This is a genomic window from Streptomyces ureilyticus, assembly GCF_011045025.1.
GTDB lineage: Bacteria > Actinomycetota > Actinomycetes > Streptomycetales > Streptomycetaceae > Streptomyces > Streptomyces ureilyticus.
In genome coordinates this window covers 66,477-80,026 of record NZ_JAAKZX010000021.1, presented here as the reverse complement: position 1 = coordinate 80,026, position 13,550 = coordinate 66,477, and the positions used below count along the sequence as shown (strand labels likewise).

13 protein-coding genes are annotated in these 13,550 nt (G+C 70.4%); 7 read left to right on the top strand and 6 right to left on the bottom strand.

The genetic code is table 11. The features are described 5' to 3' along the window. From G6048_RS09895 to G6048_RS09880, 4 genes are all read left to right on the top strand, one after another. Positions 1-1,575 (top strand): transposase (locus tag G6048_RS09895; protein WP_235989569.1); only part of this gene is annotated, 1,575 nt, incomplete at its 5' end. A gap of 52 nt (positions 1,576-1,627) precedes the next feature. Then, positions 1,628-2,353 (top strand): CPBP family intramembrane glutamic endopeptidase, encoded by a 726-nt coding sequence (locus tag G6048_RS09890; RefSeq protein WP_328825726.1) that lies wholly within the window; start codon positions 1,628-1,630, stop codon positions 2,351-2,353. 154 nt (positions 2,354-2,507) lie between these two features. After that, positions 2,508-3,761, top strand: coding sequence for a sialidase family protein (locus G6048_RS09885; protein ID WP_165339085.1), 1,254 nt, complete (start codon positions 2,508-2,510; stop codon positions 3,759-3,761). Positions 3,762-3,783: 22 nt separating this feature from the next. Continuing rightward, entirely contained in the window at positions 3,784-4,806 is a 1,023-nt protein-coding gene (locus G6048_RS09880) for a glycoside hydrolase family 26 protein (RefSeq protein ID WP_165339084.1), read from the top strand. Positions 4,807-4,864: 58 nt separating this feature from the next. On the opposite strand, the gene G6048_RS09875 is transcribed toward G6048_RS09880, so the two are convergent. The 4 genes from G6048_RS09875 to G6048_RS09860 all read right to left on the bottom strand — a co-directional run bounded on the left by G6048_RS09875 (position 4,865) and on the right by G6048_RS09860 (position 8,830). After that, positions 4,865-5,857 carry an acetylxylan esterase gene (locus G6048_RS09875; RefSeq protein ID WP_165339083.1) on the bottom strand — a complete coding sequence of 331 codons (993 nt, stop codon included), beginning with the start codon at positions 5,855-5,857 and terminating at the stop codon, positions 4,865-4,867. Positions 5,858-5,940: 83 nt separating this feature from the next. Further along, the gene (locus G6048_RS09870; RefSeq protein WP_165339082.1) at positions 5,941-7,572 is read right to left on the bottom strand and encodes an IS200/IS605 family accessory protein TnpB-related protein; all 1,632 of its coding nucleotides are present in this window, start codon (positions 7,570-7,572) and stop codon (positions 5,941-5,943) included. Next, positions 7,565-8,140 (bottom strand): IS607 family transposase, encoded by a 576-nt coding sequence (locus G6048_RS09865; protein WP_165339081.1) that lies wholly within the window; start codon positions 8,138-8,140, stop codon positions 7,565-7,567. Before G6048_RS09865 ends, G6048_RS09870 begins: the two co-directional genes overlap by 8 nt. Positions 8,141-8,239: 99 nt before the next feature. Then, positions 8,240-8,830: an Rv1733c family protein gene (locus G6048_RS09860; protein ID WP_328825725.1), complete on the bottom strand. Its 591-nt coding sequence runs from the start codon at positions 8,828-8,830 to the stop codon at positions 8,240-8,242. A 165-nt stretch (positions 8,831-8,995) separates the two neighbouring features. On the opposite strand from G6048_RS09860, the gene G6048_RS09855 reads away from it, so the two are divergent. Continuing rightward, complete coding sequence (locus G6048_RS09855; protein WP_165339080.1) at positions 8,996-9,871, top strand: universal stress protein; 876 nt, start codon at positions 8,996-8,998, stop codon at positions 9,869-9,871. Positions 9,872-10,077: 206 nt separating this feature from the next. Here the strand turns inward: G6048_RS09855 and G6048_RS09850 are convergent, their stop codons facing one another. Then, positions 10,078-10,833: a ferredoxin reductase gene (locus G6048_RS09850; RefSeq protein WP_165339091.1), complete on the bottom strand. Its 756-nt coding sequence runs from the start codon at positions 10,831-10,833 to the stop codon at positions 10,078-10,080. Positions 10,834-10,852: 19 nt separating this feature from the next. Beyond that, on the bottom strand, positions 10,853-11,458 hold the full coding sequence (locus tag G6048_RS09845) for a sulfite oxidase-like oxidoreductase (protein ID WP_165339079.1): 606 nt from the start codon (positions 11,456-11,458) through the stop codon (positions 10,853-10,855). A 126-nt stretch (positions 11,459-11,584) separates the two neighbouring features. On the opposite strand from G6048_RS09845, the gene G6048_RS09840 reads away from it, so the two are divergent. Together G6048_RS09840 and G6048_RS09835 are read left to right on the top strand one after the other, a co-directional pair. Further along, positions 11,585-12,505, top strand: a complete 921-nt coding sequence (locus tag G6048_RS09840; protein ID WP_165339078.1) for a quinone oxidoreductase family protein — start codon at positions 11,585-11,587, stop codon at positions 12,503-12,505. A 215-nt stretch (positions 12,506-12,720) separates the two neighbouring features. Further along, complete coding sequence (locus tag G6048_RS09835; RefSeq protein WP_165339077.1) at positions 12,721-13,515, top strand: putative protein N(5)-glutamine methyltransferase; 795 nt, start codon at positions 12,721-12,723, stop codon at positions 13,513-13,515. The last annotated feature ends 35 nt before the right edge of the window (positions 13,516-13,550 follow it).

Genomic DNA, 13,550 nt, shown 5'->3' with positions numbered 1-13,550 from the left:
ATCCGGGACCGGCTGAGGGTGAGTGAGTCAGATGCGGCGGTGCTGACCGAGGTCGGTATGTTCCTTGGTTCGCTGGCATCGGGTGATCTCGCGGAACGGTCCCGGCAGGGTGTGGCGCACGATGCGACCGGGTGGGCGGTGCGCAAGCGGGAGCTGACGGGGAAGTCGTCGGCGCGCTGGGCGGGCAGTATCACCAAGGCCACCCACGATCAGTGGGCGCTGGCGAGGCGCGGCCAAGTCGCCCAACTGACCTGGCTGCGCGAGCAGATCGCCTCCCTCGAGGCGCGGCTGGACCGGCCGCTGGGCGCCAAGGCGGACAAGCGCGAAGGCCTGCCGCGCGGGTACGCCACCCGTGCCGAGTGGCACGCGAAATCCCGCCGCCTGCATGCCCTGAAGGCCCGGCTGGCGGTGGTGGAGGCGGACTGGGCGGCGGGCCGGGTGCATGTGCTGCGCGGCGGCAAGCGCCTCGCGAACACCCGCCACCACCTGGCGGCGGCGGGGCTGGACGAAACGGCGTGGCGGGCACGCTGGCAGGCGCAGCGGATGTTCCTGACTGCTGACGGGGAGTCCGGAAAACGCTTCGGCAACGAAACCATCCGCGTCACCGACACCGGCCGGCTTTCCCTCAAGCTCCCGTCCCCGCTGGCCCACCTGGCCAACGCGCCGCACGGCCGGTACGTACTGGACGCGACCGTGGCGTTCCGCCATCGCGGGCAGGAATGGCGCGACCGGATCACCGCCAACCGGGCGGTCGCCTACCGCCTCCACCACGATGTGGTGCTCGGCCGCTGGTATGTGACCGCAGCATGGCAGCGTGCCGCCGTACCCGCCATGCCACTGGAGGCGGCCCTGGCCCGGGGCGTGGTGGGGGTGGACATGAACGACGACCACCTGGCGGCCTGGCAACTCGACGGGCACGGCAACCCGGTCGGGGAGCCGCAGCGCTTCTTCTACGACCTCGCGGGCAGCGCGGACCACCGCGACGCCCAGATCCGGCACGCGCTGACCCGGCTGCTGCACCACACCCGCCGTAGCGGGGCCGCCGCGATCGCCATCGAGGACCTCGACTTCAGCGACGGCACAAGCCGGGAGAAGCACGGCCGCAACAAGCGCTTCCGCCGCCTGATCTCCCGCTTCCCCACCGCCAAACTCAAGGCACGGTTGGTATCGATGGCCGCTGAGCAGGACATCGCCGTCGTGGCGGTGGACCCGGCCTACACCAGCAAGTGGGGTGCCCAGCACTGGCAGAAGCCCCTGACCAGTCCACGACGTGAGATTTCCCGGCACGATGCGGCGAGCATCGCGGTCGGGCGACGCGCCCTCGGGCATCCGATCAGGCGACGGACGGCACCGCCCCCGCAGCACCGGAGTGATGCTGCGGGGCATCGGACCGTCCAGGCCCGACCGGAGATTCGACGGCGTGAGGAAACCCGCCCCCACCTTCCCGGACCGCGCACACGAGGCGCGCCGCCCGGTGGTGGATCGAAAGCGGGCGACCAGCGGGCCCAGCACCGTTCGGGGCACGCGGCTGAGCATGAGTTCTGGCACCAGGACTCACTCGCGCTCAGTCTTTAGGAACGGTAGCGGACGCCTTGAGGATCAGTGCTCCACATTGAGGGCGAGTGAGGTGGCAGAGCTTTCGCAGCGCAGGCAGAGCGGCCGGACGTCCACCGCGACAGCGCTGGTGGCCGCCGTCACGCTGCTGGTGCTCACGAACCTGGTCAACAACCGGTGGGCGCCGTCCTGGATCGTGCTCAGCTCCGCGATCGCCTCTGCCGCGCTGATCGCGATCACGTTCAGGGCTGGTGGCGGCTGGGCCGACCTCGGACTGTCCCGCGACACGCTGCGCCGCGGTCTCGGCTGGGCGCTTGCTCTGGTCGCGATCGTCGCAGCGGTGTACCTGTGTGCGGCAGCGCTGCCCGTCACCCGCGAGCTGTTCGAGGACGAGAGGGCGAGCGGACTGAGCGGCGCGGAGGTCGTCGGCCGGGTGCTGATCAAGGTGCCGATCGGCACGGTGCTGCTGGAAGAGGTCGCCTTTCGCGGAGCGCTCTACGGACTGGTGCTACGCGCTCGCGGCCCGGTCGCGGCCACCGTGTTCTCGTCCGTGCTCTTCGGTCTCTGGCACATCCTGCCGTCGCGCCATCTCACCGACTCCAACCAGGCGGTGGGCTCGCTCTTCGGGCATTCGGCCCTCGGCACCGTCCTGGCCACCTTCGGCGCGGTCCTCCTCACGGCCGCCGCAGGCTGCCTGTTCTGCTACCTGCGTCACCGCACCGGCAGCCTGCTCGCGCCCATGGGGCTCCACTGGGCGACCAACTCACTCGGCTACGTGTTCAGCTCTGTGCTGGCCTGAACCGGCCTGAACGCAAGAACCGGAACGACGGCATCCATGGCGTCGCTCCATTGTCCATTCCCCCGAACTGGGCTTACGGACAACTCCCGTTGCCTCGAGAGTCGAGACTCACCGGCCCGCCGGCGACGTGTCCAGACGTGGAGGAGAGACGTACATGCCCAGCCAGCCCCATACCAGCCGCCGCACCCTGCTGGCCGCAGGCGTCGGCATACTCGCGCTGCCGGCCGTGCCCGCGGCAGCCTCGGCCGCCGCGGGGGCCGGACCGGCCGCGGCTGTGGCCGTCCCCGGCAGCACGGTGTTCGCCCGGACTGCCGGAGGGAGTCACACGTACCGGATTCCCGCCATCGTGCGGACGCCCAGGTCGGGCGACCTGCTCGCCTTCGCCGAGGACCGGCTCGGCGACGCCGACGACAACGGCAACATCAACCTCGTGATGCGCCGCTCCAAAGACCGGGGCCGTACGTGGGGCGAGCTGAAGGTGATCTGGAGCGACGGGAGGAACAAGATCGGTCCCGGCGTACCCGTCGTCGACCAGCGAAGCGGTGACATCGTGCTGCTCGCCATTCGTACGGCCGGGCATGTGTCCGCGGAGGACATCAACACCGGTAGGGCGTCCTGGGAGGACAGCCGTCGGCCGTTCGTCCTGCGGAGCACGGACGAGGGCCGGACCTGGAGCGATCCGGTCGAGATCACCGACGCCGTGAAACCGCGGAGGTGGCGGCACTTCGTCTTCGGGCCCGGGCACGCCATCCAGCTCACCCGGGGCCGGCACGCGGGCCGGATCGTCGTGCCGGGCAACCACACCGGCATTCCACCGGCGGGTTCAGATGACCGGGGCACGGAAGCGAAGTACCACGGCGTGCACCTCGCCTACAGCGACGACGGCGGGCACACCTGGAAGCTCGGCGCCACCGACGAGAACTACGACGGCCGCTACGTCAACGGTGACGAATCCCAGCTCATCGAACTCACCGACGGCACGCTGTACCAGAGCGTCCGCGACCAAGGCGGTAACACTCCCGGACATCGGGCCTACGTACTCAGCGAGGACGGCGGCGAATCGTATGCCGGCGGGCTGAAGTCCCAGAGGGAACTGGAAACGGCGGTCGTGCAGGGAACGGTGCAGCGTGTGTTCGCCACCGACCAGGGCGACGACAGCAACCTCATCCTGTTCTCCTCCGCCAAGGAGACGGCGACGGGCGGCCGGGGAGCCATGGTGATCTGGCGCAGTACGAACGAAGGCAGGGACTGGGAGGAGGCGCACACCGTCTGGCCCGAGCGCAGCGCGTATTCCGACATGGTCAAGCTCTCCGACGACTATCTCGGCCTGCTTTTCGAGGCGGGGCAGAACAATCCGTACGAGGAGATCTCCTTCGCCCGGATCTCGATTTCGAACCTCGTGCGGTGAACGAGAGAAAGGAGCGCGAGCAATGAAGTGGAAGGCCATGGCCATGGGCGCCGCGGTGACGACACTCGGGGTCACCGCCTCGCTCACGGCGCCAGCGTCGGCGCAGGCCCAGGAAGAGTTTCCCGTACTGGGCCACTACCGCACTCACCCGGGTGAAACGGTGTGGTGGGACAGCGTGACCGCCGCGGAGAAGGAATATGGCGCATTCTCCGGTCACTTGCGCAACTACCACGCACCCGGGGAGGAACCGCTCGACGGCACAACTGAAGAGGGAAAGGCCGAGCGGAAGGCGATCCAAGCGGGGAAGAAGCTGCACCTTTCCTGGCGTCCGTATCCCAAGGGCGGAAACTGGGCGGACGTGAAAGGCGAGCAGAGCAGGAACCAACTCCGCGATGTGATGCGGCGATTGAAGTCCGCATGCGGTGACGGATGTACGGACGTCTGGCTGTCCATCGTGCATGAACCCGAACTGGACTGGCGCGACCCGGACAACTGCGGTGAGGTGGCGCCCTGCGAGGGGTTCGAGAACGCCGACTACCGCAGGATGTGGCAAGAGGTGTTCGAGGCTCGCGAGGACGTGGGTGCGGACAAGGTGAAACTCGTCTGGATCGTCCAGGGGTTCAGGGAACACTGGGACAAGAAGCTCTATAAGCCGCTGTGGCCCGGAAATGACAAGGTGGACATCGTCGGCCAGGATCCCTACATCGCGGCGACCGAACAGGACAAAAACGCCCTGGGCGACCGGATGATCGCTGGGGCAAGGCGGTTCAAGTCGGAATCCGACCCGCAGCACGACTTCGCTTCCAAGCCGCACATCTTCGCCGAGTACGGCTGTGATCTCGGCGGTGAGGGGGCTCGCGGGGACGCTGAGCACCGTGGGAACGGCATCGACGGTGTTCGCGAAGCCCTTCCGGAAATCGTCGACATCCCGAACTTCACAGTGATCGAGATGGAGTTCTTCGACGCCAGGTCCAACTGGATCTCCGACAACGACAACTCGCCCGACAACCAGGCATACCGCGACCTGAAGAACGCCACGCCCTGACCCCGGGCGCCAGGAAACGACGGGTCCTCGCCCTCCTCGGCGAGGACCCGCAACTCCGCTACCGCGAGGCCGTCAACCGCCCTTGCTCCAGGCGCTTCGGCAGCCACGCCAACTGGGCCGCCTCCTGGTACGGGCCGCCGCCCTCGTGGTCGTTGAAGTCGTACACCTCGATCGTCTTGTCCTCGTGCGGCCAGGCGTTGAAGGCGGCGAACACCGTCGACGGCGGGCAGGTCTGGTCCTCAAGGGCCGCCGAGAACAGGGCGGGCGCCCGGCCGCGGGCCGCGAAGTGCACGCCGTCGAAGTACGCCAGCGTGCGCCGCACCTGCTCGGTACGACCGCGGTGCGTCTTGAGGTACTTGCCTATCTCCCGGTACGGATCGCGGTCCGTCAGCGTTGTCGCACGCGGGAAGTCGCACAGGAACGGCACGTCCGGGGCGATCGCCGCCAGGTCCGGTACGAGGCCGGCGACCGCGATCGTGATGCCGCCGCCCTGGCTGGAACCGACCGCCGCGGTGCGCGAGGCGTCGATCAGCGGATGCGAGCGGGCCGCCTCCACGGCCCGTACCGCATCGGTGAACACCCGCCGGTAGTAGTAGCTTTCGGGATCCTCGACCCCGCGGGTCATGAAGCCGGGAAACGCGGGAGCGCTGCCCACCGGATCTGGTGTGTCACCGCCTCCCCACGCACTGCCCTGGCCCCGGGTGTCCATCACGAAGTGCGCGAAGCCCGCCGAGGCCCACAGCAGATGCGTATGGGGAAGGCCGCGCCCGCCGCCGTACCCGACGAACTGGACGACCGCAGGCCGTGGCGTGTCCGTCCAGGCGGGCAGTGTCAGCCAGCCCTTCACCGGGTGGCCGCCGAACCCGGCGAACGTGACGTCGTACACCTTCACGGTCTTGAGCTGCGTCTCGACCGGCTCGAAGGAGGCGTCCAGGTCGTACTCGCGCGCCTCCTGAAGCGTCTTGGCCCAGAAGGCGTCGAAGTCCTCCGGCTCGACGGACGCGCTGCGGTAGTTCCGGAGCTGGTCGAGGGGCAGGTCGAACAAGGCCATGGATGACCGCCTTTACGGGATCACGGGACGGGGTGCGGATGATCACACCGTACGGTGGCCGTCAGCGCGCCACCAGACCGTTCCTAATCAGTGAGCAGGAGTGAGTCTTGGACCCAAAACTGGTCAACTGGCGCATCCCGAACGGTTGTGGATGCGCTGGTTACCCGCGTTCGCGCCGCGTTCGGCGACACGGATCGTGTCCGTGGTCCGGGGAAGCGGGGGCGGGTTTCCTCACGCCCGCGGGTGCCGTGTCCGGCCTGGGCGGTCCGATGCCCCACACGATCGCTCTGGTCGTGTGGGGGCGGTGCCGTCCGTCGCCGGACCCGGTGTCCGAGAGCGCGTCGCCCGATCGCGACGCTGGCGGCGTCGTGGCGGGTGGTCTTGCGGTTCTTGCTGCTGAGGGGCTTCTGCCAGTGCTCGGCGCCCCAGCGGGAGGTGTAGGCGGGGTCGACGACGACGATGGTAATGCCGAGTGCGGCGGCCATGGACACGAGCCGTGCCCGCAGTTTGGCGACGGGCATGCCGGAGATCAGCTTGCGGAACTGCTTCCTGCGGCCGTGCTTCTCCCGCGTCTTCTTCGCGCCGAAGTCCAGGTCCTCGATCGCGATGGAGACGTCTTCGCGCCGTGCCCAGTGAAGGAGGCGGGTGAGGGCGTGCCTCACCTGGGCGTCCCGGTAGGTGGCCGGCCCGTCGAGGTCGTAGAAGAATCGGCGGGGATCACCCATCGGGTTGCCGTGCTCATCCAGACGCCACGCTGCGAAGTGGTCGGCGTTGGTGTCCACACCGATGAGCCCGTTCGCCCTGGCTACGGTCAGGGGAACGGTCTGGACCGGCGGGATCGTCCACGACGCGGTGAGGTACCAGCGGCCCCGATCCACGTCCAGGTGGATGCGGTAGGCGACAGCACGGTTCGCCGATACGCGGTCGGCCCACTCTTCGCCGCGGTGCCGGAAGTTGATCCGGCCGTCGAGCACGTACCGGCCGCGTGGGGCGTTGGCCAGGTGCGCCAGCGGAGCCGGGAGCTTGATGCTGACCTCGCCGTCGGAGCTGACGCGGATGGTCTCGTTCCCGAAACGCTTGCCCGACTCCCCGTCTGCCTGGAGGAACCAGCGTTCGGCATCCCAGCGCCTGCGCCACTCGTACTCGCCGAGCTGGGCGGCTTCCAGATTGTGCCGGTTGCGAGCCAGTTGCTTTCCGCCCCGTGCCACGTGCACGACACCGGCGTCACGGTCGGACCGCTCGCGCTCCAGCCGGTCTTCCAGCACATGCAGGCGCCGGGTCTTTTGGAACCACTCCTGCTTCGTGCGGTAGCCGCCCGGCGCCCGCTTCGTGCCCTTCTCCCCGACCGGCTGGGACAGGCGGTGCGCGATCGTGTGCACCCCGGCCTCAAGGTTGTGGATGTGGGCGAGTTGGGCACGGCGCGAGAGGCTCCACTGGTCGTGGGTGGCCTTCGTGATGCTCCCGGCCCAGCGCGAGGACGACTCCTGGGTCAGGGCCCGCTTGCGCTCCGCCCACTGGTCGCTGTCGTGATCGGTACCCGCCCGGCAACGTGCCTTGAGGTCGGCGCAAGCCAGCGAACCCAGGTGTGCGCCCACCAGGGGCAGCACCTTACGGTCCCGCTGGGACATGCCCTTGATGCTGGTGCGGATCGCCACCCCGGACGGGCCCAGCGCAACGAACGGCGCCTCGATCGTGCGCAGTGTGGAGTCAGCCATGCTCGGCGGCCTCCAAAGCCTTGCGGGCTCGGTTCTTCGCCGACCGGCGACCGTACAGGCGAGCACAGAACGAGGTCAGCACCTCCACCATGTCGCGCACCAGGTCGTCTTCGGCCTCGCCGTCATCAAGGACCACGAGGCGGCGCCCATGTGCGGACAGGGCGGCTTCGACAAGTTCGGTGTTCATCCGACCCAGCCGGTCCTTGTGCTCGACCACCACCGTGGTCACGTCCGGATCGGCCAGCAGCCGCTTGGCCTTGGGGCGGGCACCGTTCATACCGGATGCGATCTCCTCCTCCACCCGCACCACCCGGTGACCGGCCTGCGCCGCCCACCGGGACAGCCGGGCGACCTGCCGTTCCAGGTCGGTCTTCTGGTCATGGGAGGAGACACGGGCGTACAGGCCCAGCCCGCCGATCGCCTCGGGCGCGGCATTGACCCCCACGTTCACGAGGATCGTGCGCGGGCCGACCCGCTGAGCCGGTACCGGCAGCGTCCCCTCACGGAACCAGCGATACGCGGTCTGCGGGTGCACGCCCTGCACCTTCGCCCATTCCGTGAGATTCATGCTCTGACAACGACACTCACTCACACATGGTTACGCTCACTCACCCGACCTTGATGACCAGCAGTTGAAGACCCTTTTCCGCGCACTGGCCCGGTCCGGTCATGCCCAGCGTCGGCCCCACTCCGGTCCCGTACGGGCCCACTCGCGTTCCCACTCGGCCATGCGGTGGCGGAGGGAGACGCGGTGTACGACGAAGCGCCCGGCCAGGACGACGGTCGCGGCGCCACCGACGGTGCAGCCTCCCACCGCGAGCGCCTGCTGCCAGATCGCCGTGCTGTCCGCCGGGGCGGCGACGATCCGGCCGGCGTCATCCAGCCATACGTGGGTGTGGTCGCCGGGGCGGGTGCCGGCCTGGACCCGGGCCTCGCCCGTGCGCGCTCGCTCGCCGGGCTCGGTCCAGCGCACGGCGACCCAGTAGCTGGGCTGCTTGCCGCCGGTGGCGGTGGGTACCGCGGCGGGCGCCTGCTCGGTGACCTCCGCGCGCACCCGATGGCGTTCGGCCCGCTGCTCCGCTGCCGCGTCCCGCGCCGCGTCGTACGCCTGCCAGCCCACGACGAGCCCGGCCAGCGGGGCGCCGACGCACAGCAGAACGGCGACGACCAGGGTCGTCCACGTCTCCACCACATCGCAGCGGCGGCGCAGCGGATTGGGCCGCCAACGCCAGCCGCGCACCCGCGTGCCCATGTCCATGCCTCCTCACCGTCGTACGCCGCCCGAGTTCCCCATCGGCGGCGAACGGACCCTCTGAGTCGCCATCCCGTTGCGGCCGGTGCTCGCGCCGGCGCGGATCCGCCCGCGCACGACTGATCCGCGCCCCGCGTGGAACCCGGGCCGGTACGAGGAGAGGCGCGAGCCATGAGTAAGGACACCCGGGCCATCACCGTCGGCGTCGACGGTTCCCGCGCCGGCCTGGACGCCGCCGACTGGGCGGCCCGCGAGGCTCTCCGCCGTCACCTCGCGCTGCGCCTGCTGCAGGCCGGTCCCGACCCCGCGGCGCCGTCGGACGGCAGGCCGTCCCGCGTGACGCTCGACCGGGCCGCCGTCCAACTCGCTTACGCTCACCCGGCTTTGGACATCATGGCCCGCCGCACTGAAACCCCCGCGGTCCCGGCGCTATTGGCCGCCGCCGCGGAGTCGGAGGCGCTGGCGCTCGGCTCCCGCGGCTTCAGCGACGTCGCCGGTTTCCTGGTCGGCTCGGTCGCGCGCGCCGTGGCCTCCCGCGCCGAGCGCCCGGTGGTGCTGGTGCGCGCGGGGGAACTCCCCGAGGACGAACGCGTGCCCGTCGACGAGGCGACACCGCCGGCCAAGGCCCCCTACTTGCCGGTGGTCCTCGGCCTGGACCTGGCGCACCCGGCCGACGGCCTCATCGGCTACGCCTTCGACGCGGCCGCCGTCCGCGCGGCACCCCTGCACGTCGTGCACGCCTGGACGCTGCCCCCGCCGTCCGGCTACGTCATCGGCACGCGAACGCTGGACGACACGGCCGGACTGGAGGACGCCAACCGCCGCTCCCTGGCGGTGATTCTGCGGCCGTGGCGCCACAAGTTCCCGGAGACGACCGTCATCGAGGAGGTGGCGTACGGCCTCGCGGGCCACCACCTGCTGAAGGCGTCGATCCAGGCGGGCCTGCTGGTCATAGGCCGCGCTACCTCCGGCCCGGGCCTCGGCCGCGTGGCCCACTTCGTGATCCACCACTGCGCGTGCCCGGTCGCGGTGGTCCCGCACGACTAGCTCCGCTGGACGTGCAGTTCGAAGCCGCGGGTTCGTTGTGGTTGGTCGCTCCCCCACTCTTGGCTCCGCTCGAGCGGGGGGGGGACCCCCATCGCGGCGGAGCCGCAAGTTGGCACTGCCGCGCTCCCACGGATGCCTGCGGCTTCCGTGGGGGCGCGATACCGCATCGGACTTCGGGCACGCAGGTCAGCGCGCGCCGACCAGCCTCAGCCGAAGCGTTCGATCCGGATACGGTCCACCGGCTGCCCCGCCTCGACGAGGAGCCGTGAGGCATGCTCGGCGAAGCCGTTGGACCCGCACACGTAGGCCTCCCAGCCGCCGTCGGGCCCATGGGCCAGGAGCGCCGCCACCTGGGCGGACGACAGGCGCCCCACGGGCACGCCGGGCGGTGCGCTGCGCGTGAACACGGGCGTGGTCTCGGAGCCGTACTCCGACGCGTAGATCAACTCCTCGGGTCCGCGCGCCGAGACGAGCAGGCGCAGCGGCACGGACAGCCCGCGCGCCCGATGGTGGCGGACCATCGACATCAGCGGTACGACACCGGAGCCCGCGCCGACGAGCAGGGCGGGCCGGTCGCCGGTCCACGCGAAGAAGCCGCTGTTCGGGCCGCGGACTTCGACCTGGTCGCCCGGCTCTGCGACCGTATGGAACCAGCCCGACACCTCGCCGCCCTCGACATGGTCGAGCGTGAGCTCGATATGCCCGGCATCGTCGGGCGGCGACGCGATCGAATAGTGGCGCTGGGCGGTGTAACCGTCCGCCGCTGTGAGCCGCAGCATCACGTGCTGGCCGGGCACATGGCCGCGCCAGCCGGGCACGGCGAACCGGAAGGTGGCCGCGCGCGGGGTCTCGCGGCGGATCTCGGTGAGCGTGGCGCGCTGCCAGGTCGTCGCCGTGTCGTTGTTCACGGCGATCCGGCCGGGCACGGCGAACCCCGTCGAAGGCGTGAACGTCCCGGTCACGCAAAGGTCTTCGGTCGTCTCAGTCACCGGAGTAGCGCTGCTCTTCCCAGGGGTTGCCGCGGTGGTGGTAGCCGTTCTGCTCCCAGAAGCCCGGCTCGTCGTGGTCGAGGAGTCTGAGGCCCGCGATCCACTTGGCGCTCTTCCAGAAGTACAGATGCGGTACGAGCAGCCGCGCCGGACCACCGTGTTCCGCGGGCAGCGGCTCGTCGCCGTACTCCCAGACGATCCAGGCGCGCCCGCCGGTCAGATCGGCCAGCGGGAGGTTGGTGGTGTACCCGGTGTGGGAGTACGCGACCGCGTGCGTCGCCTCCGGGGCCGGACGTGCGAGGTCCAGGAACGCGTCCAGGGCCACACCCCCGAAGCGCACCCCGAACTTGGACCAGCTCGTCACACAGTGGATGTCGCCCTCGTACGCGGACGCTGGCAGCGCGTGTGCCTCGTCCCAGGACCAGGTGCGCGGCTCGGCCACCAGCCCGTCGACGGTGAACGTCCAGTCCGCGGGCGCCAGTTCGGGCGTGACCTCGACGGACAGGACCGGCCAGTCGTCGCCCGCGTCGTACTGGCCGGGCGGCAGCCCCGCGTTGGGGACGCGCGGGCGTCCGGTGAAGCCTCGGGTGACATGCATCGGTCCACGGTACCGGGCGCCCGCGCGGGGAATGAGTGCGGGAATAGCCGCCCGGCGATCTTCCCGGCATGCTGAGCTGAACAGGCGCGGTCCGGTGGAGAAACCCGGTGGAGAAAGAGGAAGCAGATGCCCAAGGCGTACGTCTTCACGCGGTTCGGCGGTCCGGAGACCGAGGCCCTCGTCGAACAGGACCGGCCGAGCCCCGGTCCCGGTCAACTCCTGGTCGCCGTACGGGCGGCAGGCGTGAACCCCGTGGACTGCAAGCAGCGCAACGGCTACGCACGCCCGGGCCAGTCCGCGCGTGAACTGCCCGCGGTGTTCGGCAACGAGGCCGCGGGTGTGGTCGAGGAGATCGGTGAGGGAGTCACCGGGTTCGCGGTGGGCGACGCGGTGTTCGGCAATCCGGTCGGCGGCGGCTACGCCGAGTACACCCTGCTCCCCGTCGCGGTGACCGCCCACAAGCCCGACGCCGTCTCCTTCACGGACGCGGCGGCCCTGTCGGTCGCGGGGGCGACGGCGTACGACGGCATCCGTCAGCTCAACCTGCCGGCCGGCTCGACCCTGCTGATCACCGGCGCCGGCGGTGGCGTGGGCGTGGCGGCCACCCAGATCGCGCGCGCTTTCGGGGTGAAGGTCATCGGCACGGCCAGTGCGGGCAAGAAGGACTTCGTCGAGTCGCTCGGCGCCGTGCACGTGCCTTCGGGCCCGGACTTCGTGGCCGGCGTACGGGCCGCCGCTCCGGACGGCGTGGACGCGGTCTACGACCTGATCGGCGGCGAGGTCCTCGAGGCCGCGGCCGAACTCCTCACCGACCGCACGAAGTTGATTACGGCGGGCGGCAAGGACATAGTGGGCCGCCTCGGCGGTGCCCCGGTCGCCCGGGCCCGTAACGCCGCGATCCTCGACGAGGTCGCCCACCTCGTGGTCGACGGCAAGCTGAACCCCTTCGTAACTCAGTCCTTCTCCCTGTCCCGCGCCGCCGAGGCACTGCGGCTGGTGGAGGACGGCCACGCCCGCGGAAAGATCGTCATCGAGGTCAGCGGCTGAGCACCGTGAAGGGATCGGCGGGGCCACGGCCTCGTGAGGGCAACCGGGCGCCGTGTAATGTTGCCGTCCGGCTGCGGACCGCCCCAGCCGTGCAGGGACCGAGGAGGTGAGCCCCATTACCGCTGTGTCAGCTCGGGTGCTCTCGCCTCAGGGGTTCACCGCCGCCAGGTGACCGGGAGAGCACTCTTCGGGTTCCCGAAAGGCTCTCGGCTTCCATGCCCAACTCCTCCATCCCTTCCGTTTCGTACGCCGCTGTCGTCGCCGCGCTCCGGTCCGCGGGCTGTGTCTTCGCCGAGGACGAGGCGCGGCTGATCGTCTCCGCCGCCCGCACTCCGGCCGAAGTCACCGCCATGGTGGACCGCCGCTGCGCGGGCCTGCCCCTCGAACACGTCCTGGGCTGGGCCGAGTTCTGCGGTCTGCGCGTCGACGTCGAGCCGGGCGTCTTCGTGCCGCGCCGGCGTACCGAGTTCCTGGTCCAGCAGGCCCTCGCGTCGGCCCCCGAAGCCCCGGCTCCCGTCGTCGTGGACCTGTGCTGCGGCTCGGGAGCGGTGGGCGCCGTGCTCGCCGCCTCCCTCCCCGGCGTCGAGTTGCACGCCGCCGACATCGACCCGGCCGCGGTCCGCTGTGCGCGCCGGAACGTCGGCGAGCGCGGCCAGGTCCACGAGGGCGACCTCTTCGAGCCGCTGCCGCGCAGCCTCCGCGGTCGCGTCGACATCCTGGCCGCCAACGTGCCGTACGTCCCCACCGAAGAGGTCTGCCTCCTGCCCCCGGAGGCCCGCGACCACGAGCCCCTCGTGGCACTCGACGGCGGAGGCGACGGACTCGACCTCCTGCGCCGGGTGACCGCCGAAGCCCCGCAGTGGCTGGCCGGGGGCGGCATCCTCCTGGTCGAGTCGAGCGAACGCCAGGCACCCGTCGCCGTCGAAACCGTCGCCGACGCCGGGCTCGTCCCGCGCCTGGCCGTGTCGGAGGAGCTGAACAGCACGGTCGTCATCGGAACGAGGTCATAGTCACATCACGCCTCCGCCATTGTGCAACTAGTTGC

Bases quoted from the DNA above. Each gene is read 5' to 3' on its own strand.
- G6048_RS09885 (WP_165339085.1), top strand. From the start codon at position 2,508: ATGCCCAGCCAGCCCCATACCAGCCGCCGCACCCTGCTGGCCGCAGGC.
- G6048_RS09880 (WP_165339084.1), top strand. From the start codon at position 3,784: ATGAAGTGGAAGGCCATGGCCATGGGCGCCGCGGTGACGACACTCGGG.
- G6048_RS09875 (WP_165339083.1), bottom strand. From the start codon at position 5,857: ATGGCCTTGTTCGACCTGCCCCTCGACCAGCTCCGGAACTACCGCAGC.
- G6048_RS09870 (WP_165339082.1), bottom strand. From the start codon at position 7,572: ATGGCTGACTCCACACTGCGCACGATCGAGGCGCCGTTCGTTGCGCTG.
- G6048_RS09865 (WP_165339081.1), bottom strand. From the start codon at position 8,140: ATGAATCTCACGGAATGGGCGAAGGTGCAGGGCGTGCACCCGCAGACC.
- G6048_RS09860 (WP_328825725.1), bottom strand. From the start codon at position 8,830: ATGGACATGGGCACGCGGGTGCGCGGCTGGCGTTGGCGGCCCAATCCG.
- G6048_RS09855 (WP_165339080.1), top strand. From the start codon at position 8,996: ATGAGTAAGGACACCCGGGCCATCACCGTCGGCGTCGACGGTTCCCGC.
- G6048_RS09845 (WP_165339079.1), bottom strand. From the start codon at position 11,458: ATGCATGTCACCCGAGGCTTCACCGGACGCCCGCGCGTCCCCAACGCG.
- G6048_RS09840 (WP_165339078.1), top strand. From the start codon at position 11,585: ATGCCCAAGGCGTACGTCTTCACGCGGTTCGGCGGTCCGGAGACCGAG.
- G6048_RS09835 (WP_165339077.1), top strand. From the start codon at position 12,721: ATGCCCAACTCCTCCATCCCTTCCGTTTCGTACGCCGCTGTCGTCGCC.